This is a genomic window from Saccharothrix obliqua (genome assembly GCF_019375475.1).
GTDB lineage: Bacteria > Actinomycetota > Actinomycetes > Mycobacteriales > Pseudonocardiaceae > Actinosynnema > Actinosynnema obliqua.
Window position 1 is genome coordinate 152,603 of the sequence record NZ_JAHXGQ010000005.1, and the last position, 22,918, is coordinate 175,520.

Below are 22,918 nucleotides of genomic sequence, written 5' to 3' on the forward strand. Positions count from 1 at the left end.
TGGAGCCTACGGTGTGACGGCGGTGGGGCGGATGGGGCGGTCGCCGCCCAGGCCCGGGATCAGCGAACTGCCCCGCCGGGACAGGATGGTTTGCGCCAGGCCGCACGCCAGCAGGCCGGACAGCACCGTGAAACCGATCCAGTATTCGGTCGGCAGCAGGACGCCCAGGGCACCGCCGAACACCCAGCCGAGCTGGAGGATGGTTTCCGAACGGCCGAAGGCCGAAGCCCGCGACTCCTCCGGCAGGTCGTCCTGGATGACCGCGTCCAGGCTCACCTTGGCCAGCGAACTGGCGGTGGCGCCGGCCAGGCCGACGACGGCCGCGGTGATCAGACCCGGCAGCACGGCGGCGACGATCGTGGCGACCAGCGTTGCCGTGAGGCAGCCGATGACCACCTGGTCGGGCGCTCCGAACTGCATTCGCGCGCCCACCGCGTTGCCCAGGAAGCTGCCGATGCCGGCCGCACTGGCGATCACGCCCAGCAGGAGCAGTTGGAGGAAGGGCTCGCCCTCGGTCTGCGCGCGCACGACGAAGGCCGCGAAGAGCATCAGGAAACCGGTCAACATGCGGATGGACCCGTTGCCCCAGAGGGCGACCACGACGGTCCGGCCGAGCGGCTGGCGCTTCGGCTTGAGCGGGCGGGCGCGGAGGCTGGTGGGGACTTCGCCCTCGGTCACCTCGACCCACGACGGGATGCGCAGGCACAGCCAGGCGTTGCCCAGGCAGAGGACGGCGGTGAACCAGAGTGCGCCCGGTGAGCCGAAGATGTTCGCGAAACCGGCCGCGAAGAGGCCGAAGACGCCACCTGCCGCCAAGCCGAACACGGTCATCCGGGCGTTGGTCTTGGAGAGCGTGATCTCCGGGGGCAGGACGCGGGGCGTGATGGCGGATTTGAGCACGGTGAACGACTTCGACAACACCATGCTGCCCAGCGCGGCCGGGTAGAGGCCCCAGTTGTCGAAGTTCACCGCCATGATCACGGAGAGCAGCACGCGCAGCACGCACGACGCGGCGAGCGCGATCCTGCGCCCCCGCTGGATGCGGTCGAGCGCGGGACCGATCACGGGCGCCACCAAGGCGAACGGGGCGACCGTGATGAGCAGGTACAGCGCGACCTTGCCCTTGCTCTCGCCCGTGGCGGCGGAGAAGAAGAGGGTGTTGGCCAGGGCTACGGCCATTGCCGCGTCGGCGGCGTAGTTCATCATCACCGCGTACGTGAGTGATGACAGGCCCGATTGCTTGGCCCCGTCCGCGTGGGCCGCCTTGCGGAACGCCGTTACCGCCTGGCTGCTCAGCTGCCTGGTCCGCCACAGGGCCACCCGGGTGACCGTGATCTTCCTGGGCGGGGGAGCCGGCTGGGTTGGTTGCTGTTCGGGAGTTGGTTTCGTTGTGGGTGGCTCCTCCCGGGTGTGCGGCCGGCTGCGTGGCTGGTACTCGTCGTCTTCCCACGGGTACCGCCGCGACTGGTCTTCCGGCCGTGGAGGGGTCACGGCCCAATCCTGCCTCACGAGGTGGCGGCTGTCTCAGACATTGCCGCCGGGGAGGCGTGGTTGCAGTCTTCTCCCGTGGACGACGTGGACCGGGAGCTGCTCGACCAGCTCCAGCGGGACGCCGGGCGGACCTTGCGCGAGCTGGGCGACCTGGTGGGGCTCTCGCCCAGCGCGGTGCAGCGGAGGATCACGCGGTACCGCGCGGACGGGGTGCTCGCCGGGCAGGTCGCCGTGCTGGACGCCGCCCGGCTGGGTGTGGTGCTGGCGGTGGTGCTGGTCACCCTGGAACTGGACTCCCCCGCTCATCACCACGCGTTCGCGGAGCGGGTGCGGGGGGTGGGAGAGGTGCAGCAGTGCTACGCGTTGACGGGGCGTTGGGACTACCTTGTGGTGTTGTCCACACCGGACGCGGAGCGTTGCCGGGAGGTGGGTGACGAGCTGTTCCGGCGTGACCCGAACGTGAAGCGGTACGAGGTGTTGCCGGTTTTCGACGCCGTGAAGACCGGGTTGGCGGTCAGCCTGTGATCCGCACGTGGAAGATCGTCGGCCAGTTCTTGCCCGTCACCAGGAACTCGCCCGCGGCGGGCAGGGCGGCGATGCCGTTGAGCACGTCCGTCCTCGGCACGTCCGCCGGCCGGATCGGGCTCAGGTCGACGGTCTGCTCCACCGCGCCCGTGGCGGGGTCGATGCGGACGATCTCGTCGGACTGCCAGAGGTTCGCCCAGACCTTGCCGCCCACGCACTCCAGCTCGTTGAGGCGGACCAGCGGCACGCCGTTGCGGCGCACGGTGACGCGCCCGGTCTCCGCGAACGTCTCCGGGTCGCGGAACCGCAGCTCCTCCGTGCCGTCGCTCATCACCAGGCGCCCGCCGTCGCGGCACAGGCCCCAGCCCTCGCCGTCGTAGGGGACGCGCCCGACCTCCTCCAGGGTGTTGCGGTCCCACTGGATGGCCACGCCGTTCTGCCAGGTGAGCTGCCAGATCCGGTCGCCGACCGCGGTCACGCCCTCGCCGAACAGCTCCGGCTCCAGGTCGACCCGCCGGGTGACCTCACCGGTCTCCGGGTTCAGGCGGCGCAGGGTGGATTGACCGGTCAGGCCCGTGCCCTCGTAGAGGACGCCGTCGACCAGTTCGAGGCCCTGGGTGAACGCGGACGTGTCGTGGGGGATCGTGCCGAGCACCTCGACACCCGGTTTGGCGGGAGCGTTCGGCGCGCTCGGCGCACCGGTGCACCCGGCGGACAACACGAAGACCACGACCACCAGAAGCCACCGCACGTCCGAAAGGGTGGCACGTGTGCACGGGGCCGTGCCGGCGTGCGGCACAATTCCCCCTGTGACCGCCACGCCGACCCAGCAGCCCGAAACCGCGTTCGCCGACCCGGTGCTCACCGGCGCCGAAGCGGTGAGCACCGCCCGTGCCGCCGCGCAGGAGGAAGCGGGGGCCGAACCCGTCGGGGGGCACGTGGGCGTGCTCGCCGAGGACAAGTCGTCGGTCACTCACCTGTTCGAGGCCGAGCACGCGGGCTACCGGGGCTGGAACTGGGCCGTCACCATCGCGCACGCCGGTCCGGGCACGCCCGTCTCGGTGTCCGAGGTGGTGCTGATGCCCGGCGACGACGCGCTGGTCGCCCCCGACTGGGTGCCGTGGCACGAGCGCGTGCGTGCCGGCGACCTCGGTGTCGGCGACCTGCTGCCCGCCCGCGAGGACGACCCGCGGCTCGCGCCCGGCTACGTGGGCTCCGCGGACCCCGCGGTGGAGGAGGTGGCGCTGGAGGTCGGCCTCGGCCGGGTGCGCGTGCTCTCCCGCGAAGGCGTCCTGGACGCGGCGGCCCGCTGGCACGGCGGCGACTTCGGCCCGCGCAGCGAGATGGCTCGCAGCGCGCCCGCCAAGTGCGGCACGTGCGGCTTCTACGCGCGGGTCGCCGGTTCGCTGGGCGCGGCGTTCGGCGTGTGCGCGAACGAGCTGACGCCGGCCGACGGGCACGTGGTGCACGTGGAGTACGGCTGCGGCGCGCACTCGGAGGTGGCGGTGGACAACGGCCCGGCGGTGCCGGTGGCCGACCTGGTCTACGACGACGCCGTGCTGGACGTGGAGGCCAACGAGCCGGAAACCGGTCGGTGAGCCGGGACCCGTTCGGCACCGAGGCGCTCCGGGACTCGGTGCTCGCCGCGTGGCGTGGTTCGCCGACCCGGTTCCGGGAGGACGCGAACGCCGAGGAGGACCTGCGGCTCGGCGGTTACCGCGACCGGCTGCTGGTGGAGCTGGCGCAGAACGCCGCCGACGCGGCCGGCGCGGAACCCGGTGTGCTGCGGCTGTCCCTCGTCGACGGTGAGCTGCGGGCGGCCAACACGGGCGCGCCGCTGACCGCGGACGGCGTGGCGGCCCTGGCGTCGTTGCGCGCCTCCGCCAAGTCCCTGGACACCGTCGGCCAGTTCGGCGTGGGTTTCGCGGCCGTGCTGGCGGTGACCGACGCGCCCCGCGTGGTGTCGTCGTCCGGTGGCGTCCTGTTCTCCGCGGCGCGCACCCGGCAGGCGGTGCCGGAGCTGGCGTCCGCGCGTGGCGGCGACGTGCCGGTGCTGCGGCTGGTGTGGCCGACCGACGAGGCGGACGTGCCCGCCGGTTTCGACACCGAGGTGCGGCTGCCGCTGAAGGTGGACGGTTCCGCGCTGCTGGCCGAGTTCGCCGAGCAGGTGCCGGACCTGCTGCTCGCCCTGCCCGGCCTGCGCCGGGTCGAGGTGGGCGCCGAGCTGGTGTGGGAGCGCACCGAGCAGGACGGCGTCGTGGTGCTCACCGGCCCGGCCGGCGCGGCGCGGTGGCGGGTGCACCGGGTCGGCGGCGAGCTGCCCGCGACCCTGGTGCAGGGCGTCGAGGCCCGGCCGCACTGGAGCGCCTGCTGGGCGTGGCCGATGGACGAGCCGCTGAGCGGCGACGTGCTGCACGCGCCGACGCCGACGGACGAGAAGCTGTCGTTGCCCGCCCGCCTGATCGCGACGCTGCCGGTGGAGCCGTCCCGGCGGCGGGTGCTGGTCGGCGGTGCGGCGTCGTACGTGCTGGAGCAGGCCGCCGCGGCCTACCCGGAGCTGGTGTCGGCGTTGCCGGCGGTGGAGCGCACGGCGCTGGTGCCGCTGCCGGGTTTCCCGCTGTCCGAGGTGGACGGCCTGCTGCGGGACCGGGTGCTGGCCGCGTTGCGCGGCGCGTCCTGGCTGCCGCTGGCCAGCGGCGAGTGGACCACCCCGGCCGCGGCCAGGGTGCTCGACGCGCCGTCCGAGGAACTGGTCGAGCTGCTGGAGGACGTGGTACCCGGTCTGCTCGACGCGGAACTGACGCTTCCCGCGCACGCCAGGGCGCTGGCGGCGCTGGAAGTGCCCCGGATGTCGGTGGGCGAGGTGGTCGAGGCGCTGGCCGGCGTCGGCGGCGACCCCGAGTGGTGGCACCAGGTGTACGCCGCGTTGTCGCCGCTGGCGGACGTCGACTCCACCGCGCGCGAGGCGCTGGGCGCGTTGCCCGTGCCGCTCGCGGACGGCCGGCTGGTCAGCTCGCCGCGCGGGGTGCTGCTGCTGTCGTCCGACGCGCCCGCCGGGCTGACCGGCCTGCGGGTCGTCCACCCCGACGCGGCGCACCCGCTGCTGCTGCGGCTCGGGGCGACCGAGGCGGGTCCCGCGGAGCTGCTGGACTCGGACGCCGTGCGCGAGGCCGTGCACCGCAGCCTGGACGACCCGGCGCTGGAGGGTCCCGACCTGGTGCGGACCGTGCTGTCGCTGGTGGACCGCGCGGGCGGGCGGCCGTGGCTGGGCGAGTTGGCGCTGCCCGACTCGGCGGGCGAGTGGCGGCGGGCCGACGAGCTGGCGTTCCCCGACTCGGCGTTGCTGGACGTGCTGGAGCCGGACGCGCCGATCGGCGTGCTGGACGCGGCGTTGGCCGCCGAGTGGCCGCGTGACGTGCTGGCGGCCGTGGGCGTGCTGGACGGCTTCACGGTCGTGGTCGACGACTCGCCGACCGAACCGGACCACGACCTCGCCGACGAGGGCTACTGGTGGGACGCGGCGGAGGAGCCGCCCACGCGGGTGGTCGGCATCCGGGACCTGGACCTGGTGGCCCGGGACAGGTGGCCCGAGGCGTTGCGGATGATGGCCGCCGACCCGGTGACGTGGCGCGCGGTGACCGAGCCGGACGGTTACACCGGCTGGTGGCTGGCCCGCTACGCGACCCTGGGCGGCGTGCCGCTGAACGCCTGGCGGCTGCCCGACGCGGTGGGCCTGGACGGCCTGTACGACGTGGTGCCGGACGTGGACGTGCCGCCGCACGTGCTCGCCGCGGCCGGTGTGCGCACGTCGCTGGCCGTGCTGGACGAGGACGACGTCACCGACCTGCTGGCCCGCCTGGGTGACCCGGAGCGGGTGTTGGCGGACGCGCTGGTGCTGCGGGTGCACGCGGCGCTGGCCGAGGTCGCCGACGTGGTGGGCGTCGAGCCGCCGGACCGGGTGCGCGTGCTCACCGGCGAGGCCGTGCCCGCCGACGACGTGGTGGTGCTGGACCTGCCGTGGCTGATCGGCGTGCTGCCGGGCGCGCAGGTGCTGGCCGCCGAGGGTTCCCCCGCCGTGCTGGCGGAGCTGCTCGCGCTGCCCCTGGCGTCCGAGGAGGTCGGCGGGGACGTGGTCGGCGCGGGCGACGAGGTGGTGTGGGCGGAGCTGGGCGCGGTGCGGCTGGCGTGCGACCTGCTCGGCGTGGACCTGCCGACCAGTCCCGTCGTCGTGCACGACGACCTGGTGGTGGAGTTCGACGGCGAGCGGCACGAGGTGTCGTGGTGGGTCGCCGACGGCGTGCCGCACGCGGCGGACACCCCGGAGGGGCTGGCGCGTGCGCTGGCGTGGGCGACCGGCCGGTGGGCCGACCGGTTCACGTTCGCGGCGCTGATCGCGGACCCGACGCCGACGGTGCTGCTGGGCTGACCGGTCAGAGGCCCTGCTGGGCGGTGCGCGAGCCCCGGCGGGCGGCCGAGCGCTGCCACCGGAAGACGCCGTAGCCGATCACGCCCAGCACGCCGCCGGACAGGCACGTCCACAGCAGCGTCGTCTGCTCCCGGAAGAACACGAGCACCACGAGGAACGCGAGGAGCCACAGGGCGGTGCCGCCCGCGATGGCGGGCACCGGGTCGGCCAGGCGCGCCGGCAGCGGCGGCGGGGCGGGCGGCGATTGGGACTGTTCGGCCACGTGGGGCAGGCTACCTGCCGGAAACCCCAGCCGGGCGCGCCGGCACCGACCGAAGGGAAGACGGGTATGGCCACCGGCCTGGACGGCTTCTTCAAGATCTCCGAACGCGGCTCCACCGTCGGCCGCGAGGTGCGTGGCGGTGTCGTCACGTTCGTCGCGATGGCCTACATCGTGGTCCTCAACCCCCTCATCCTGGGCAGCTTCGCGGCCGACGACCCGTCGGCGAAGACGGACGTCCTGGGCGCGATCCTGCCGGTGTCGCAGGTCGCGGCGGTGACCGCGCTGGTCGCGGGCGTCATGACCATCCTGTTCGGACTCGTCGCGAACTACCCCTTCGCCCTGGCCACCGGCCTGGGCATCAACTCGTTCCTGGCCGTGTCGATCGCGCCGAAGGTCACCTGGCCCGAGGCGATGGGCCTGGTCGTGGTGAACGGCCTCGTGGTGCTGCTGCTGGTCCTCACGGGCGTGCGCACCGCGGTGTTCAACGCCGTGCCGGCCGAGCTGAAGGCGGCCATCGCGGTCGGCATCGGCCTGTTCATCTGCTTCATCGGCCTGGTCGACGCGGGCTTCGTGCGGCGCGTCCCGGACGAGGCGGGCACGACCGTCCCGGTCGGACTGGGCATCAACGGCTCCATCGCGTCCTGGCCGACGCTGGTGTTCGTGGTGGGCCTGGTGCTGACCGGCGTCCTGGTGGCGCGCCGGGTCAAGGGCGCGATCCTGATCGGCGTGCTCGGCGCGACGGTGCTGTCCGTGGTGCTGGAGGCGGTGGTGCACGCGGGTCCGTCGAAGGGCGTGAACCCGGAGGGCTGGAACCTCGGCTACCCGGCGCTGCCGGACCAGGTGCTGGGGCTGCCGGACCTGTCGCTGCTCGGCGACGTGTCGTTCGGCGCGTGGACGCGGCTGCCCGCGCTGACCGCCGCGCTGGTGGTCTTCACGCTGGTGCTGACGGACTTCTTCGACACCGTGGGCACGATGACCGGCCTGGGCAAGGAAGCCGGGTTGATCGGCAAGGACGGGCAGCTGCCGGGCGTGAGCAGGGCGTTGTTCGTGGACGGCGTCGGCGCGGTCGCGGGTGGTGCGGCGTCCTCGTCGTCGAACACGGTGTTCGTGGAGTCGGCGGCGGGCATCGCGGAGGGCGCGCGGACCGGGTTGGCGAACGTCGTGACCGGCCTGCTGTTCCTGGCGGCGATGTTCCTGACGCCGCTGTACTCGGTCGTGCCGGTGGAGGCCGCGGCCCCGGCGCTGGTCATCGTGGGCGCGTTGATGATCGTCCAGGTCCGGGACATCGACTTCACGGACTTCTCCGTGGCGTTGCCCGCGTTCCTCACGATCGTGGTCATGCCGTTCACCTATTCGATCGCCAACGGCATCGGCGCGGGCTTCGTCAGCTACGTGGTGTTGCGGGCGATGACCGGGCGGGCACGCAGCATCCACCCGCTGATGTGGGGTGTGGCCGGTGCGTTCGTCGTCTACTTCGGCATCGGGCCCATCCAGGCCGTGTTCGGGAGCTGAAATGGGCAAGTTCACACGATGGGCGCAGAGATCGTGAGGTATGCTAACTACGTGGCGGAGAGCGACGCGGAACGGGGGCTGGCGAGCCGGCTGCGGCTGGCCGTGGTCCGGCTGAACCGCAGGCTCCGCGCCCAACGGGTCAACTCGGTGATCTCGCTGACCCAGGTGTCCGCGTTGTCCACGCTCCACAAGTGCGGGCCGCTGACGCCCGGCGAGCTGGCCGCCAAGGAAGGCGTCCAGCCCCCGTCCATGACGAGGGTCATCGCGGCGCTGGAGGACTTCGGCTTCGCGACCCGACGCCCGCACCCCACGGACGGGCGACAGGCCATCGTGGAACTGAGCGAGTCCGGGCAGAGCTACATCAACGAAGAGGTGTCGGCGCGCGAGGCGTGGCTCGACGTGCGGCTGGCGGAGCTGACACCGGAGGAACGGGGCGTGCTGTCGCGCGCCGCCGAGATAATCGACAGGATGGCGGGGCAGTAACGAGTGCCGGCGTACGCGGGTGGTGCGGAGACCGATCGGACCGATCGTCGAGAGGCGCTACCCCCGCCGGGCAAGCGGCGCATGTTCGGTTCGCTCCGCGTGCGCAACTACCGCCTCTACGCGTCCGGGCAGGTCATCTCCCTGGTCGGGCTGTGGATGCAGCGCGTTGCCCAGGACTGGTTGGTGCTGGAGCTGTCCGACGGCTCACCGGTCGCCCTGGGCATCGCCGCCGCGCTCCAGTTCGCGCCGACGTTGTTCTTGTCGTTGTGGGCGGGCGTGCTCGCCGACCGGATGGACAAGCGCAAGCTGCTGCTGGCGTTGGAGACCGGGCTCGGGCTGTGTGCGCTGACCCTGGGGTTGCTCGACGTCACCGGCATCGCGGAACTGTGGCACGTCTACCTGCTGTGCTTGCTGCTGGGCGCCGTGTCGGCGGTCGAGACGCCCGTGCGCCAGTCGTTCGTGGTGGAGATGGTCGGTCGTGACCAGCTCACCAACGCGGTCGCGCTGAACTCGATGACGTTCAACCTGGCCCGCATGGTCGGGCCCGCGGTGGCCGGTGGCCTGATCATCGTGGTCGGCACCGGTTGGGTCTTCCTGATCAACGCGGTGAGCTTCCTGGCGGTGCTGGCCGGCCTGGTGCTGATGAACCCGGCCGAACTGCACCGCGACGAGCCCGTGCCCAGGGAGAAGGGCCAGCTCCGCGAGGGTCTGCGGTACGTCCGCGGCCGGACGGACCTGGTGATCCTGCTGTGCCTGGTGTTCTTCATCAGCACGTTCGGGTTGAACTTCTACGTGACGCTGGCGGTGTTGGCGCGCAACACGTTCGGTGGTGACGCCGATGCGTACGGGTTGTTGTCCACGATGCTGGCGGTGGGGACGTTGGCGGGCGCGACGCTGGCGGCTCGGCGCAGCGCCAAGGGAAAGCCGCGGTTGCGGTTGCTGATCGTGGGCGCGTTGGCGTTCGGCGTGCTGGAGATCGCTGCCGGGTTGATGCCGTCGCTGTGGCTGGTGGGCGTGGTGCTGATCCCGGTGGGGATCGCCATGATGACCTTCACGACCACCGCCAACGCGACCGTGCAGTTGGCCGTGTCACCCGCGATGCGCGGCCGGGTGATGGGCTTGTACATGCTGGTGTTCCTGGGCGGCAACCCGGTCGGCGGCCCGGTGATGGGCTGGCTGGCCGAGCACTTCACGGCCCGTGCCCCCCTGGTGGCGGGTGGCGTGGTGTCCATCGTGGCGGCGCTGGTGGGCGGGTTCGTGCTGGCCAAGCGAGGCGGGCTGACCCTGCCGACGTACCGCCTGGGCCTGCGCCGTCGAGCCCGCGTCTGATCGACCACGTGGCTCCGGGGTGTCGGGTGTTGGCTGGTCGCACGCGGTTTGGTGCTCCGGACTTCCCAACGAAGCGAGCTTAGGCTAACCTAAGCTCGTCGCTTCGTGGTGGGAGCGGCAGTCAGTTCGGGAACAGACGAGGCCCCGCCTCCCGGTCGTACCGCCGGGGAGCGGGGCCTCGTCGTGTCAGCGATGGGAGCTTGTCGGAGCATCCACCGCCGAGCCTGTCACTGCTGCGGCAGCTGGAGACCGTTCTGCCCGGCGCGGGCGGCCTCGAAGCGCGCGGCCACGTCGTCCCAGTTGACGACGTTCCACAGGGCGGAGATGTAGTCCGCCTTGAGGTTGCGGTACTGGAGGTAGTACGCGTGCTCCCAGATGTCGAACACCAGCAGCGGCGTGGTGGCGATCGACAGGTTGGAGTGGTGGTCCTTGAGCTGCTGGGTGATCAGCCGCTGACCGACCGGCTCCCACGCGAGGATGCCCCAGCCGGAACCCTGGATGGTGGACGCGGCGGCGCCCAGCTGCGCGCGCAGCTTGTCGAACGAGCCGAAGTGCTCGTCCACGGCCGCGGCCAGCTCGCCGACCGGCTTGTCACCGCCGTTGGGCGAGAGGTTCTTCCACCACACCTGGTGCAGCGCGTGACCCGCGAGGTGGAACGCCAGCGTCGTCTCCAGGCCGACGATGGAGCCGAAGGACTCCTTGTCCCGCGCCTCGGCGATCTGGTCGATCGTGTCGTTCGCGCCCTTGACGTAAGCGGCGTGGTGCTTGCTGTGGTGCAGCTCGTTGATCTCGCCGATGATCGCCGGTTCGAGGGCGCCGTAGTCGTAGTCGAGATCCGGCAGCACGTACTGGGCCATGACCATCCCCTCGTTGCAACACTCTTGTACCTGCAATCTACTTGCAACCACGGCCGCCCGAAACTGGGGTGGTGATCACAAGGCTTTTCGGTGGGATCGGGAATGCACGCGGGTGGTCCGGCGGCGCGCGGGCGGTGAGGTTGGGCGCGGGGCCTGGCGGTGCCGGGGCGGAGGGGTGTTTCACCTGGTCAGCCGCCGTGTGAGGCGATGTCTGGACATTGACTTAGGTCTAGGTTCGGCGAGGTGGATCGCCGCCCGATCTGTCTACTGTGGACGCCTGCCGGCGGCGGGCGCGAGCCGCGTGGGCCGACCGCGGCAGGTGCGCGGCCCCGGTGGGTGAGCCGCGGCGGTCGGCCCGGGGTGCGCGGCCGGCGGGCGGCGCGACGCGGGTCCGGAGAGCCGGTCACGCGGCGCCCCCGCGAGCCGGTGCGGAATATGCGGGGGTTGATCAGGGGGGCGGTGTGCGGTGCCTGGCAAGATGACGCCCATGGGCACCGAGGAGGACTGGCCGATCGAGCAGACGTGGTCGCTGCGCAACACGCATTGGCACGCCTACGTCGAACACACGTCCCTCGACCACGCCTCACCCCGGCAGGAGCGCCTGGAGCGCACCCCGGAGGAGGTGCTGACCACCCCGACCGAGGTCGCGGCGTGGTTGGAGGTCAACCTCCGCAGCGCGACCAAGCCGGAGGAGGCGGGCAAGAAGCGCACCAAGGACGAGCGGGACTTCTCCGACTCCAACCGGGTGCACGCGTCCCTGGCGTCGGCGGGCGAGTCGATCTACACCGGCGTGAAGGGGATGCTGACGCTGGCCGTCGAGGCGGTGACGCCCGAGGAGTGCCGCAGTTCCCACGACGGCGCGGACGTCGCACCGCTCAAAGCCGGCCGTCGTCGCTGACTCAGCCGACCGGCCACGTGTGCACCGGCTCGCCGGTGTGCATCAGCTCGACGTACCGGGAGAGCATCGCGCCCAGCGCCGCCTCCCGGTCCGCACCGCGCTCCTCCAGCAACGCCACGGTCTCCCGCTGCCACTGCGACCCGGTGCGCCGCGCCAGGCACCGCGCCTCGATGACGCCGAGGTACCTCTCCCGCGCGGCGTCGGACACGCCGCACGCCCGCAAGCCCTCGTGCGCCAACGGCAGGAGCCGCCGCAGCACCAGCTCGTCCGGCGGCACCCAGCCGATGCCCGGCCAGTAGAGCTGCGCGCCCATCCCGTGCCGTGAACCGGCGTACAGGTTCTCCTCCGCCGCCTGGAACGACATCTGTGTCCACAGTGGACGTTCCAGGGTGGTGAGGGCGCGTTGCGCGCCGTAGAAGAACGCCGCGTTCGCCATGGTGTCCAACACCGTCGGGCCGGCCGGGAGCACGCGGTTCTCCACCCGCAGGTGCGGCACGCCGTCCACCACGTCGTACACCGGCCGGTTCCACCGCCACACGGTCCCGTTGTGCAGCCGCAGCTCGGTCAACGCCGGCGTGCCACCGGCGCCGAGCACGTCCAGCGGGTCCTCGTCGCCGGTTTCCGGCAGCAGCGCGGGGAAGTAGCGGACGTTCTCCTCGAACAGGTCGAAGATCGAGGTGATCCACCGCTCGCCGAACCACACCCGCGGGCGCACGCCCTGGTTCTTCAGCTCGACCGTGCGGGTGTCGGTGGCCTGGAGGAACAACGGCACGCGGGTCTCGTGCCACAGCGCGCGGCCGAGCAGGAACGGTGAGTTCGCCGCGATCGCCACCTGCACGCCGGCCAACGCCTGCGCGGCGTTCCAGTGCGCGGCGAAGTCGTCCGGCGCCACCTGGAGGTGCAGTTGGACGGACGTGCACGCCGCCTCGGGGAGGATGGACTCCGCGTAGCTCAACAACTTCTCGGGCGTCGTGCCGCCGGGCATCGGCGCGCCCTCCATCGACAGCACGGTCTCCTCGCCGCGCACCGCGAAGATCTGGTCGTTGAGCAGGGCGTACCGCGGGCTGTCGGACAGCCACCGGCGGTCGAAGTGCTCCTGCCGCAACGTAGGGAGCACCCCGATCATCACGATGGACGTGCCCGCGTCGTGCGCCTTGTCGTCCGCCGAGGAGAGGGTTTCCCGCAGCGCGTGCTCCAGGGCGAGGGTCTGGTCGCCGGCCAGCTCCCGGGGCGGCACGTTGACCTCCAGGTTGTGCTGCCCCAGTTCCAGCGTGAACGACGGGTCGCCGATCTTCTCCAGCACCTCCGCGTTGGCCATCGCGGGACGGCACTCGTCGTCGACCAGGTTCAGCTCGATCTCCAGCCCCATCTGCTGGCGCGGGAAGGAGAAGCTGTCCTCGGCCAACATGGTTCCCAGTGCGTCCAGGCACCGCTGGACCCGCTCGCGGTAGCGCTGCCGGTCCTCCCTGGTGAACACGCCAACGGACACCTTGCCACCCATGCCGCCTCCCAATCGGTCGGGCTGTTCCGGCGGGCTCAGCGGAGGCCAACCGTGACACAGTGATCACCGGCCCGCCAGCGCCCAAATCGGTGCTCTCTGTCACACCGCAGTAACAATCAGCGAGAACATGCAGGTTGGAGGCTCGCCTTTCGGCCCTCTGGACTACGAGCGGTGTTCACATGTCGGGAAGTGGGACACTGCCCGGGTGATCGAGATCGACGACCCGGCGGACCCGCGGCTGGACGACTTCCGGGACCTGTCGACGGCGGACCGCCGACCCGACCGCCCCGGCGGCCGGGGCCTGGTGATCGCCGAGGGCGTGGTGGTGGTGGAACGGCTGCTCGCCTCGCCCTACCCGGTGCGCGCGCTGCTCGGCGTGCGCCGCCGCGTCGAGGCGCTCGGCGACCTGCCCGCGCCCGCCTACGTGACCTCCGCCGAGGTGATGGCCGAGGTGGTGGGCTTCCACCTCAACCGCGGCGTGCTCGCCGCCGCCGACCGCGCGCCCCAACCGACCGCCGCCGAACTCGCCGCCACCTCCCGGCGGCTGGCCGTGCTGGAGGGCGTCGGCGACCACGAGAACCTGGGCGCGTTGTTCCGCAACGCCGCCGCGCTGGGCGTGGACGGCGTCCTGCTCGGACCGGGGTGCAGCGACCCGCTGTACCGGCGCAGCGTCCGCGTCTCGATGGGACACGTGCTGCGCGTGCCGTTCGCGCACCTGCCCGACCTGGCGACCGGACTGGAAGCGTTGCGGGCCGCCGGTTTCCGCATTGCCGCGCTGACACCCCGAGCCGACGCCGTGCCGCTGCCCGAGGCCGGGCTCGCGGGCGGGCGCGCCGCCGTGCTGCTCGGCGCGGAGGGACCCGGCCTCACCGACGAGGCCATCGCCGCCGCCGACGTGGCCGTCCGCATCCCGATGGCGGAGGGCGTCGACTCGCTCAACGTCGCGACCGCGGGCGCGATCGCCTTCTACGCGCTCGGCTGACCGGCTAACGTCGACCCAGCAGCACCCCCATGAGGAGGAATCCGTGGAACTGCGGGTCCAGGGCGGCCGAGCCGTGCTCGCGGGTCGTGACGACGCGGGCGAGCGGGAGGTGGACCCGCACGCGTTGCCGCTGGGCGCGGGACTCGCCGATGCGCTGCACGAGTGGGCGAAGGTCGCCGACGCGGTGTTGCGCGCCGACACGCCCGAGGACGGCGCGGCGGGCGCCCTGGTGGCCCGGCGCGGTCGGCAGCTCGCCGGGCGGCTGGCCGCCGACATGGGCACGACCGTCGCCTACACCGACCCGGTCACCGGCGAGCAGTACGTGGTCGGCGCGCCCGACCCCGAACCGGAACCCGAACCCGCGGGGCCGCCGGAGAAGACGCCGTGGGGCACCGGCCTGACGGTCAGCGTGATCACCGCCGCCGTGGTGGCGATCATGGTGGTCACGCTGTCGCTCGGCCTCGGCGAGACCAGCCGCTGGCTCGCCCTGATCGCCAACGTCCTGGTGGTCGGCGGCATCACGCCGTCCGTCTGGCTGGCCCGCAACGTGCCGGTGTGGCGTTGGGTGGCCTACGGCGTCGTGGCGGGCGTGCCGGCCGCCTGGCTCGCCCTGCTCTCGACGCTGCTGTAGGCCACCCTCCCCGTCAGGCCAACGAGTCCCGCCACGCCGAGTGCAGCGCGGCGAACCGGCCTTCGCCCGCGATCAGCTCCTCGGGCGAACCGTCCTCCACCACCCGGCCGCCGTCGATCACCAGCACCCGGTCCGCGATCAGCACGGTGGACAGCCGGTGCGCGATGATGAACGCCGTCCGCCGCGCCAGCACGGTCTCCAGCGCGCCCTGCACCAGCCGCTCCGACGGCACGTCCAGGCTCGACGTGGCCTCGTCCAGCACCAGCACCGCCGGGTCCGCCAGGAACGCCCGCGCGAACGCCACCATCTGCCGCTGCCCGGCCGACAGCCGACCGCCGCGCTTGCGCACGTCCGTGTCGTACCCGTCGGGCAGGGCGGAGATGAACTCGTGCGCGCCGACCGCCCGTGCCGCCGCCACGACCTCCTCGCGGGTCGCGGTCGGCCTGCCCAGCGCGATGTTGTCCGCCACCGAGCCGTCGAACAGGAAGTTCTCCTGCGTCACCATGACCACGGCCCGCCGCAGGTCCTCGTCCGCGACCGACCGCAGGTCCACGCCGTCCAGCAGCACCGCGCCCGCGGACGGGTCGTAGAACCGGGCCACCAGCTTCGCGAGCGTCGACTTGCCCGCACCGGTCGCGCCGACCAGCGCCACCGTCTGCCCGGCGGGCACGTGCAGGTCGAACGCGGGCAGCACCACCGGGGTGCTCGCCGAGTAGCGGAACTCCACGCCGTCGAACGCCACCTGCCCGCGCACGTCCGGCAGCGGCGCGGGGTCGTCCGGCTCGGGCACGGCCGGCTTCTCCTCCAGCACGCCGGAGATCTTCTCCAGCGCGGCCGTGGCCGAGGCGTACGAGTTGGCGAACATGGCGATCTCGTCGAACGGGTCGTAGAACCGCCGCACGTACAGCGTGAACGCGGCCAGCACGCCCAGCTCCAGGTCGCCGTTCGCGACCCGCCACGCGCCCAGCGCGAGGATCACCGCCAGCGAGACGTTGCCGATCAGCCGCACCAGCGAGGTGAACGCCGCCATCACCCGGAACGCGTCGGCGTTGGCGTCCCGGAACTGGCCGTTGAACTCGTCCATGATCCCGCGGTTGCGGTGCTCCCGGCGGAACGCCTGCACCGCGCGGATGCCGTTCATGGTCTCCACGAACTGGACGATCACCTTGGCGATCGCGCCACGCGTGCCCCGGTACGCGGTGGCCGAGCGGCGGCGGAACCAGCGGACGAGCACCAGCAGCGGCAGGAAGCCGAACAACACGACCATCGCCAGCGGCGGGTCCAGGGTGAGCATCACGATCGAGATGCCGACCACCGACAGCAGGGACGTGAAGAAACCGTCCAGGCCCTGCTCCAGCAGGTCCTGGAGCGAGTCGACGTCACTGGTCAGCCGCGAGATCACCTTGCCGGAGGTGTACTTCTCGTGGAACGACACGGACAGCTTCTGCACGTGCCGGAACACCCGCTCCCGCAGGTCCAGCAGCAGGTCCTGCCCGATCCGGCCGGACAACCGCACGAACGACCAGCGCAACGCGGTCGCCACGAGCGCCGTGCCCACGTACCCGCCGACGCACCACGCCAACACGGCGGGCCGCCCGTCCACCGCCGCCGGGACGCCCCGGTCGATGGCGGCGGCGATCAGCAGCGGGCCGGCCAGGCTCGCCAGGTTCTCCGCGACCACGATCACCAGCGCCAGCACCACCGCGCGGGTGTGCGGGCGCAGCAGCGAGCCGAGCAGCCGGCGTGACCGCGCCTGGAGCTTCGAGCCCGTCGCGTAGTCGAGTTCCTCGACGTCCTCGGCGGCGACGCCGCGCCACCGCTCCTCGTCCTCGGGCCGGTCCACCCGGTCCGCCACGGCCGTCACGCCGCCACCTCCTCGTCCTCCAGCGTGGCCAGCAGGTGCCGGTACGTCTCGTTGGTCGCCAGCAGTTCGCGGTGCGTGCCGACCGCCGCGATCCGGCCGTCGACGAGCATCGCGACCCGGTCCGCGAGCTGCACCGTGCTCGGCCGGTGCGCGACGACCAGCGCCGTCACGCCCTTGAGCACGCGCCGCAGCGCCGCCTCCACCTCGGCCTCGGTGTGCACGTCCAGCGCGGACAGCGGGTCGTCCAGCACCAGCACGGCCGGGTGCCCGGCGACCGCGCGGGCCAGCGCCAGCCGCTGCCGCTGCCCGCCGGACAGGGACAGGCCCTGCTCGCCGATCCGCGTGTCCAGGCCCCACGGCAGCGCGTCCACGAACTCCTCGGCCCGCGCCACCCGCAACGCCTCCCGGACCCGCTCCTCGCTCACGTCCTCGCCGCCGAGCGCCACGTTCTCGGTCACGCTCGCGGAGAACAGGATCGGCTCCTCGAACGCCGTGCCCACGACCCGGCGCAGCTCCGCCAGGTCCAGGTCGCGCACGTCGACGCCGTCGATGGTGACCCGGCCGCCGGTCACGTCCGCGAGGCGCGGCACGAGCGCCGTCACCGTCGTCTTGCCGGACCCGGTCGCGCCGACCAGCGCCACCGTCTCGCCGGGCCGGACGTCCAGGTCGACGCCGCGCAACACCTCCCGGCCGCCGGGGCCGTGGGCGAACCGCACGTCCTCGAACCGCACGTGCCCGCGCACCGGGCGCGGCAGCGGCGTCGCCTCGGCCGGGCCGGTGATCGTGACGGGCTCGTCCACCACCTCGAAGTACCGCTCGGAGGCCGACGCGGTCTGGTTGGTCTCCGCCAGCAGCCAGCCGATCGAGTCGATCGGCCACCGCAGGAAGGCGCTCACCGTGACGGCGGCGACCAGCGTGCCCGTCGTGACGGTGCCGTTCGCGATGCCCACCGCGCCGTACGCGAGCTGCCCCGCGATGGCCAGCTCGGGCAGCACGATCAGCACCGCCCACAGCAACGCGAAGATCCGCACCTTGGCCAGCTCGGTGTCGCGCAGCTCGCGGGCCTGCCGCACGAACCGCCGCGCCAGGTGCGGTCCGCGCCCGAACGCCTTGAGCACGCGGATGCCCAGCACGGACTCCTCGACCACGGTGGTCAGGTCGCCCGTCTGGTCCTGCGCCCGGCGGGCCACCACCTTGAACCTGGTCTCGAACAGGTAGGACAGCAGCACCAGCGGCAGCGTGCAGCCCAGGACGATCAGGCCCAGCACGGGCGAGAGCCAGAACAACACGCCCAGGCCGGTCAGCACGATCAACGTGTTCACCACCAGGAAGGTGATGACGAACGCCACGAACCGGCGGACGGTGTTCAGGTCCTGCGTGGCGCGGGACAGCAGCTGGCCCGACTGCCACCCGTCGTGGAACGAGACCGGCAGCCGTTGCAGGTGGTGGTACATGTCGGCGCGCATCCGAGCCTCCACGTCGGACGCCGGCCGCGCGATGAAGCGGCGGCGCGCGTAGAAGAAGCCGGCCTCCGCGGCGCCCAGCAGCAGCACCAGGCCGACCAGCGGCGGCAGTGCGCCCAGGTCGCGGTCGGCGATCGGGCCGTCCACGATGCGTTGGGTGACGAGCGGGATGCCCAGCCCGCACAGCATCGCGAGCAGCGCGGCCACCATGCTCGCGAGCATGGGCAGGCGTACCGGTCGGAAGTACGGCCACAGCCTGCGCACCGTGGCGGCGGTCGAGTGGTGCGGTGCATCGTTGTCACCGGTCGGCGACTGGGCGCGCTCTGCCACGTGTGTCTTCCCCCTCGGGTCCGATTCCACGGTACGAACCTCGCCCCCCGCGAGCATCCCCTTTTCCCGACCACGAACATGCAGGCTCTACCTAGGTGGAGGTCAAGATGGACGTGCGGTACCTGCGTACCGAGGCGACCATGGCGTTCCCCCGCGGCCGGCTCCTGGCGGTGCGGGGCGGGCGGTTGCACGTGCTCGCGCCGGACGGCTGGGACGCCCTCGGCGGCCGGGCCGAGCACGCCCGGCCGATGTCCCGCGCGGAGGCCGAGGAGTGGTGCGAGCACGTGGGCTGGGACCCGCGGCTGCTGGACGAGGTGCCCGCCCCGTGATCAGTTCCGGTGGGCCGTCAGGGGCGCGGCGAGGGCGAACCCGACCGCGCCGGCGAGCACGGCGCTCGCGGGGAAAGCGACCCACGTCGTCCCGAGCGCGAGCACCGCCGCGATCCCGACGCCGACCGCGGCCATGCCCAGGGGGCGCGTCACGTGCAGCGCGGCGAGCACCGCCCACCCGACCAGCACCCCGACCACGACGCCGACCGGGACGGCCACCACGCCCGCGGACAGGCAGCCCCAGTCGTCCTTCGAGCAGACCGCGCCGGACGCGATCAGCTCGCGCACGCCCCACCAGGCCGCGCCGAGCACCGCGCCCAGCACCACACCGACGATCACCCGCCGCAGCATGTGCGCACGGTTACCCGGCGCGCACGAAGAGCAAACGGCTCAGCCGCGGTTGGAGCGGACGCCCAGCAGGACGTCCTCCCAGGACGGCACGATGGGGTGGGTCTTCTTGCCGCGCTTCGGCGGCTCCTTCTTCCCGCCCTGCGCGGGCGCGGGCACGGCGGGTTCCTCGGCCGCCGGCACCGGCTCGGCGTCGGCCTTCGGCTTCGGCTCCGCCTTGGGCTCCGGCGGCGGCGGGGGCTCCTCGCGGACGAGGATCTCCGGTTCCGCCGCCTTCTCCAGGGAGAGCGCCTGCCGGGCCAGCTGCGTCACCGGGCGCACGGTGCGCAGCGTGCGGTTGGGGTTCGGGTCCATGAGGTCCACGGCGCCCTCGTCCAACGCGGTCACCGTGCCGCCGTGCGCGCCGGGGTGGAACGCCCAGTGCGCCCGGTTGTCCGACCGGCCCGCGGTCCAGTGCAGCTGGACGACCCAGCGGCCGTCCTCACCACGCCACGAGTCCCAGCTGACGTCGGTGTAGTCCTGCCCGCGCAGGCCGAACGAGTGCGCGACGACCTCGCCCAGCGTCTGCACGTCGGGCCCGTCCTCGCGCACCGGGTGCGCGCGCTGCGCCAGCTCCGCGGTGCGCGAGCGCTCCAGCAGCACGGGGTAGGCGAACCGCTCGACGCGGTGCGTCGGGATGCCCGCCGCCGCCGCGACCTGCGCGACGGACTCGCCGGCGCGGATCCGCGCCTGGATCTCCTTCGGACGCATCTGGCTCTCCACCTCGATCTCGATCTGGCCGAGTCGGGTGAGGTCGCCGCGCGCAGCCGCACGCAGCCGTTCGTCCGCGGGCAGCGTGAAGCGCTCGCCGCGTTCCGGGTCCTCTAGGATGACGGACTTGCCGTCGTCTTCGAGCCCGATGACCCGCAGCGCTCGCATCATTGGCCTCCCGTGTGACTTCACCTCGCCAGGTGCCGACGTTAATCCGGCGTGCCGCCTTGACGCGGGAGGCTCGCCGTGTTCACCGATATCTTCACGTGATCTTGCCGTATGTCGACGGTGTCCGCACGTCTGTTACGCGAAGGTTCACCTCGACGATCGTCGAAGCGCGGAGGGCCCCCGCCGCAGGTCGCGTCGGGGGCCCTCCGGTCACGGCACGGGTCAGAGCTGGGAGACGACCCAGTCGACGGCCTTGGTCAGCGTCGTCACGTCCGCCGGCTCGACCGCCGGGAACATGGCCACGCGGAGCTGGTTGCGGCCGAGCTTGCGGTACGGCTCGACGTCCACGACGCCGTTGGCGCGCAGCACCTTGGCCACCACCGACGCGTCCACCGAGTCGTCGAAGTCGACGGTGCCGACGACCTGCGAGCGGTGTGCCGGGTCCGCCACGTACGGCGTGGTGTAGGAGGTCGACTCGGCCCACGAGTACAGGCGCGACGAGGAGTCGGCGGTCCGCTCCACCGCCCACGGCAGCCCGCCGTTGCCGAGGATCCACTTGATCTGGTCGTCCAGCAGGAACAACGTCGCCAGCGACGGCGTGTTGTACGTCTGGTCCTTGGTGGAGTTGTCCAGCGCCGTGGTCAGCGACAGGAACTCCGGCACCCAGCGGCCGGACGCGCCGATCTCCGCGACCCGCTCCAGCGCGGCGGGCGACATCAGGGCGATCCACAGGCCGCCGTCGGAGGCGAAGCACTTCTGCGGCGCGAAGTAGTAGACGTCGAAGTCCTCGGCACGCACCGGGAGGCCGCCCGCGCCGGAGGTGGCGTCGATGGCGACCAGCGCGCCGTCCGAGCCGGCGGGCCGGGACACCGGCACCGCGACACCGGTGGAGGTCTCGTTGTGCGCCCAGCCGACCAGGTCGGTGCCCTCGGCGTAGGCGATCTCGGGCGCGGAGCCCGGGTCGGCCTTGACCACGACGGAGTCGCCGAGGAACGGCGCGTCCGAGGTGACCTTCGCGAACTTGGCGGAGAACTCGCCGTAGGTGAAGTGCTGCGCGCGCTCCCGGACCAGCCCGAAGGCCGCCGCGTCCCAGAACGCCGTGGTGCCGCCGTTGCCCAGGACCACCTCGTAGCCCTCGGGCAGCGCGAACAGCTCGCGCAGACCGGAGCGGACCGAGCCGACCAGGGACTTCACCGGCTTCTGCCGGTGCGAGGTGCCCATCAGGGCGGCGCCCTCGGCGGCCAGGGCGGCGAGCGCCTCCGGGCGGACCTTGGACGGTCCGCAGCCGAACCGGCCGTCGGACGGGCGCAGCTCGGCGGGGAGGACCAGGGTGGTCGGGTCGGCGGTCTGGGTCATCGCGAAAGCCTCCGGTCGCGGGGGAGGGGGACAGCCTCACCGGCGCCGTTGCCGGGGTTCACAGTGTTGCAGCCGCGTGGCCCGCGGGTGACGTCCGGGTGTCGCTGCTCACGCGCGGGCCGCGTGGTTCAGGCGATCTCGGCCCAGCCCTCGACCTCGGACGGCTTGCGCGGACCGGGGCCGACGTACGACGCGGACGGGCGCACGAGCCGTCCGGTGCGCTTCTGCTCCAGGATGTGCGCCGACCAGCCCGCGGTGCGGGCGCAGGTGAACATCGCGGGCATCATGTGCGGCGGTACCTGCGCGAAGTCCAGGATCACGGCCGCCCAGAACTCGACGTTGGTCTCGATGGCGCGGTCCGGGCGGCGTTCCCGCAGCTCGGCGAGCGCGGCCTGCTCCAGCGCCGCCGCCACCTCGTAACGCGCCGCGCCCAGCTCCTGGCAGGTGCGGCGCAGCACGCGGGCCCGCGGGTCCTCCGCCCGGTACACCCGGTGGCCGAAGCCCATCAGCCGCTCGCCCCGGTCCAGGATGCCCTTGACCACGGCCCGCGCGTCGCCGGTCCGCTCGGCCTCCTCGATCATCGGCAGCACGCGGGCCGGCGCGCCGCCGTGCAGCGGGCCGGACATCGCGCCGATCGCGCCGGACAGCGACGCCGCCACGTCCGCGCCGGTCGACGCGATCACGCGAGCGGTGAACGTGGAGGCGTTGAGGCCGTGCTCGGCCGCCGACACCCAGTACGCGTCGAGCGCCCGCACGTGCGCCGGGTCGGGTTCACCGCGCCAGCGGGTGAGGAAGCGCTCGGTGATGGTGCGGCACTCGTCGATGCGCCGCTGCGGCACCGCGGGCCGCCCGATGCCGCGCGCGGACTGCGCCGCGTAGGACAACGCCATCACCGAGGCGCGGGCGAGCTGCGCGCGGGCTTCCTCGTCCGCGATGTCGAGCAGCGGCTGGTAGCCCCAGATCGGCGCGACCATGGCCAGCGCCGCCTGCACGTCCACCCGCACGTCGCCGGTGTGCACCGGGATCGGGAACGGCTCGGCGGGCGGCAGACCCGGCCCGAAGCGGCCGTCCACCAGGAGCGCCCACACGTTGCCGAAGGTGACCTTGCCCGCCAGGTCCTCGATGTCCACGCCGCGGTAGCGCAGCGCGCCACCGTCGCGGTCCGGCTCCGCGATCTCGGTGCGGAATGCGACGACGCCTTCGAGGCCCGGTCGGAAGCCGTCCTGCTCGGTCTGCTGCACCACGCTGTGCGCTCCTTGTCCGCGAGGCTCAAGAGTTGGGGCGAGCTTGCTCTCCCGGGGACCCCCTGGCAACGACGCCTTTCCGTGTCGTCGGTCACGATTCAGGAATCGATCCAGTGTTTTCCAATTAGCGGCGTGGAATTTCCGGTTGGCGGAACGCCTGCGTGGCGCG

21 protein-coding genes are annotated in these 22,918 nt (G+C 72.6%); 10 read left to right on the forward strand and 11 right to left on the reverse strand.

Annotated elements, in window-relative coordinates:
• Nucleotides 1-6 precede the first annotated feature (6 nt).
• Nucleotides 7-1,320: an MFS transporter gene (locus tag KZQ38_RS17500; RefSeq protein WP_372452250.1), complete on the reverse strand. Its 1,314-nt coding sequence runs from the start codon at nucleotides 1,318-1,320 to the stop codon at nucleotides 7-9.
• 231 nt (nucleotides 1,321-1,551) lie between these two features.
• On the opposite strand from KZQ38_RS17500, the gene KZQ38_RS17505 reads away from it, so the two are divergent.
• On the forward strand, nucleotides 1,552-2,016 hold the full coding sequence (locus tag KZQ38_RS17505) for an Lrp/AsnC family transcriptional regulator (RefSeq protein WP_219443167.1): 465 nt from the start codon (nucleotides 1,552-1,554) through the stop codon (nucleotides 2,014-2,016).
• On the opposite strand, the gene KZQ38_RS17510 is transcribed toward KZQ38_RS17505, so the two are convergent.
• On the reverse strand, nucleotides 2,006-2,767 hold the full coding sequence (locus KZQ38_RS17510; RefSeq protein WP_308258450.1) for a glutaminyl-peptide cyclotransferase: 762 nt from the start codon (nucleotides 2,765-2,767) through the stop codon (nucleotides 2,006-2,008). The genes KZQ38_RS17505 and KZQ38_RS17510 overlap by 11 nt on opposite strands.
• A gap of 58 nt (nucleotides 2,768-2,825) precedes the next feature.
• On the opposite strand from KZQ38_RS17510, the gene KZQ38_RS17515 reads away from it, so the two are divergent.
• Entirely contained in the window at nucleotides 2,826-3,614 is a 789-nt protein-coding gene (locus KZQ38_RS17515; RefSeq protein WP_308258451.1) for a DUF3027 domain-containing protein, read from the forward strand.
• Nucleotides 3,611-6,442 carry a sacsin N-terminal ATP-binding-like domain-containing protein gene (locus tag KZQ38_RS17520; protein WP_219443169.1) on the forward strand — a complete coding sequence of 944 codons (2,832 nt, stop codon included), beginning with the start codon at nucleotides 3,611-3,613 and terminating at the stop codon, nucleotides 6,440-6,442. Before KZQ38_RS17515 ends, KZQ38_RS17520 begins: the two co-directional genes overlap by 4 nt.
• Nucleotides 6,443-6,446: 4 nt before the next feature.
• On the opposite strand, the gene KZQ38_RS17525 is transcribed toward KZQ38_RS17520, so the two are convergent.
• The gene (locus tag KZQ38_RS17525) at nucleotides 6,447-6,704 is read right to left on the reverse strand and encodes a DUF2530 domain-containing protein (RefSeq protein ID WP_219443170.1); all 258 of its coding nucleotides are present in this window, start codon (nucleotides 6,702-6,704) and stop codon (nucleotides 6,447-6,449) included.
• A gap of 66 nt (nucleotides 6,705-6,770) precedes the next feature.
• On the opposite strand from KZQ38_RS17525, the gene KZQ38_RS17530 reads away from it, so the two are divergent.
• The 3 genes from KZQ38_RS17530 to KZQ38_RS17540 are packed head-to-tail and all read left to right on the forward strand — an operon-like array spanning nucleotide 6,771 to nucleotide 10,028.
• On the forward strand, nucleotides 6,771-8,216 hold the full coding sequence (locus KZQ38_RS17530) for an NCS2 family permease (RefSeq protein ID WP_219443171.1): 1,446 nt from the start codon (nucleotides 6,771-6,773) through the stop codon (nucleotides 8,214-8,216).
• An 18-nt stretch (nucleotides 8,217-8,234) separates the two neighbouring features.
• Nucleotides 8,235-8,699, forward strand: a complete 465-nt coding sequence (locus KZQ38_RS17535) for a MarR family winged helix-turn-helix transcriptional regulator (protein ID WP_219443172.1) — start codon at nucleotides 8,235-8,237, stop codon at nucleotides 8,697-8,699.
• 3 nt (nucleotides 8,700-8,702) lie between these two features.
• Complete coding sequence (locus KZQ38_RS17540) at nucleotides 8,703-10,028, forward strand: MFS transporter (protein WP_219443173.1); 1,326 nt, start codon at nucleotides 8,703-8,705, stop codon at nucleotides 10,026-10,028.
• Nucleotides 10,029-10,255: 227 nt separating this feature from the next.
• Here the strand turns inward: KZQ38_RS17540 and KZQ38_RS17545 are convergent, their stop codons facing one another.
• Nucleotides 10,256-10,885, reverse strand: a complete 630-nt coding sequence (locus KZQ38_RS17545; RefSeq protein WP_219443174.1) for a superoxide dismutase — start codon at nucleotides 10,883-10,885, stop codon at nucleotides 10,256-10,258.
• 487 nt (nucleotides 10,886-11,372) lie between these two features.
• On the opposite strand from KZQ38_RS17545, the gene KZQ38_RS17550 reads away from it, so the two are divergent.
• Nucleotides 11,373-11,783 (forward strand): hypothetical protein, encoded by a 411-nt coding sequence (locus KZQ38_RS17550; protein WP_219443175.1) that lies wholly within the window; start codon nucleotides 11,373-11,375, stop codon nucleotides 11,781-11,783.
• 1 nt (nucleotide 11,784) lies between these two features.
• Here the strand turns inward: KZQ38_RS17550 and KZQ38_RS17555 are convergent, their stop codons facing one another.
• Nucleotides 11,785-13,284, reverse strand: a complete 1,500-nt coding sequence (locus KZQ38_RS17555) for a glutamate-cysteine ligase family protein (RefSeq protein ID WP_219443176.1) — start codon at nucleotides 13,282-13,284, stop codon at nucleotides 11,785-11,787.
• Between the two features lie 205 nt (nucleotides 13,285-13,489).
• Here KZQ38_RS17555 and KZQ38_RS17560 point away from each other — a divergent pair, with 205 nt between their 5' ends.
• Both KZQ38_RS17560 and KZQ38_RS17565 read left to right on the forward strand, forming a co-directional pair.
• The gene (locus tag KZQ38_RS17560; RefSeq protein WP_308258452.1) at nucleotides 13,490-14,266 is read left to right on the forward strand and encodes a TrmH family RNA methyltransferase; all 777 of its coding nucleotides are present in this window, start codon (nucleotides 13,490-13,492) and stop codon (nucleotides 14,264-14,266) included.
• Nucleotides 14,267-14,309: 43 nt separating this feature from the next.
• Entirely contained in the window at nucleotides 14,310-14,897 is a 588-nt protein-coding gene (locus tag KZQ38_RS17565; protein ID WP_219443178.1) for a DUF2537 domain-containing protein, read from the forward strand.
• A 13-nt stretch (nucleotides 14,898-14,910) separates the two neighbouring features.
• Here KZQ38_RS17565 and KZQ38_RS17570 read toward each other — a convergent pair whose 3' ends face one another.
• Both KZQ38_RS17570 and KZQ38_RS17575 read right to left on the reverse strand, forming a co-directional pair.
• Nucleotides 14,911-16,761 (reverse strand): ABC transporter ATP-binding protein, encoded by a 1,851-nt coding sequence (locus tag KZQ38_RS17570; RefSeq protein WP_219443179.1) that lies wholly within the window; start codon nucleotides 16,759-16,761, stop codon nucleotides 14,911-14,913.
• Complete coding sequence (locus KZQ38_RS17575; RefSeq protein ID WP_308258453.1) at nucleotides 16,758-18,554, reverse strand: ABC transporter ATP-binding protein; 1,797 nt, start codon at nucleotides 18,552-18,554, stop codon at nucleotides 16,758-16,760. The genes KZQ38_RS17570 and KZQ38_RS17575 overlap by 4 nt, the downstream gene beginning before the upstream one ends.
• Nucleotides 18,555-18,649: 95 nt before the next feature.
• Between KZQ38_RS17575 and KZQ38_RS17580 the strand changes: the two genes are divergently transcribed.
• On the forward strand, nucleotides 18,650-18,883 hold the full coding sequence (locus KZQ38_RS17580; protein ID WP_308258454.1) for a hypothetical protein: 234 nt from the start codon (nucleotides 18,650-18,652) through the stop codon (nucleotides 18,881-18,883).
• On the opposite strand, the gene KZQ38_RS17585 is transcribed toward KZQ38_RS17580, so the two are convergent.
• The 4 genes from KZQ38_RS17585 to KZQ38_RS17600 form a co-directional block, all read right to left on the reverse strand.
• Nucleotides 18,884-19,222, reverse strand: a complete 339-nt coding sequence (locus tag KZQ38_RS17585; protein WP_308258455.1) for a hypothetical protein — start codon at nucleotides 19,220-19,222, stop codon at nucleotides 18,884-18,886.
• 51 nt (nucleotides 19,223-19,273) lie between these two features.
• Nucleotides 19,274-20,149 carry a septation protein SepH gene (sepH, locus tag KZQ38_RS17590; protein WP_219443182.1) on the reverse strand — a complete coding sequence of 292 codons (876 nt, stop codon included), beginning with the start codon at nucleotides 20,147-20,149 and terminating at the stop codon, nucleotides 19,274-19,276.
• A 222-nt stretch (nucleotides 20,150-20,371) separates the two neighbouring features.
• Nucleotides 20,372-21,505: a phosphoserine transaminase gene (gene serC, locus KZQ38_RS17595; protein WP_219443183.1), complete on the reverse strand. Its 1,134-nt coding sequence runs from the start codon at nucleotides 21,503-21,505 to the stop codon at nucleotides 20,372-20,374.
• A gap of 128 nt (nucleotides 21,506-21,633) precedes the next feature.
• Nucleotides 21,634-22,749, reverse strand: coding sequence for a citrate synthase 2 (locus tag KZQ38_RS17600; protein ID WP_219443184.1), 1,116 nt, complete (start codon nucleotides 22,747-22,749; stop codon nucleotides 21,634-21,636).
• Nucleotides 22,750-22,918: the final 169 nt, after the last annotated feature.

Coding starts and splice junctions, on each gene's coding strand:
- KZQ38_RS17530 (WP_219443171.1), top strand. CDS start 6,771: ATGGCCACCGGCCTGGACGGCTTCTTCAAGATCTCCGAACGCGGCTCC.
- KZQ38_RS17535 (WP_219443172.1), top strand. CDS start 8,235: ATGGGCGCAGAGATCGTGAGGTATGCTAACTACGTGGCGGAGAGCGAC.
- KZQ38_RS17545 (WP_219443174.1), bottom strand. CDS start 10,885: ATGGCCCAGTACGTGCTGCCGGATCTCGACTACGACTACGGCGCCCTC.
- KZQ38_RS17550 (WP_219443175.1), top strand. CDS start 11,373: ATGGGCACCGAGGAGGACTGGCCGATCGAGCAGACGTGGTCGCTGCGC.
- KZQ38_RS17555 (WP_219443176.1), bottom strand. CDS start 13,284: ATGGGTGGCAAGGTGTCCGTTGGCGTGTTCACCAGGGAGGACCGGCAG.
- sepH (WP_219443182.1), bottom strand. CDS start 20,149: ATGCGAGCGCTGCGGGTCATCGGGCTCGAAGACGACGGCAAGTCCGTC.
- serC (WP_219443183.1), bottom strand. CDS start 21,505: ATGACCCAGACCGCCGACCCGACCACCCTGGTCCTCCCCGCCGAGCTG.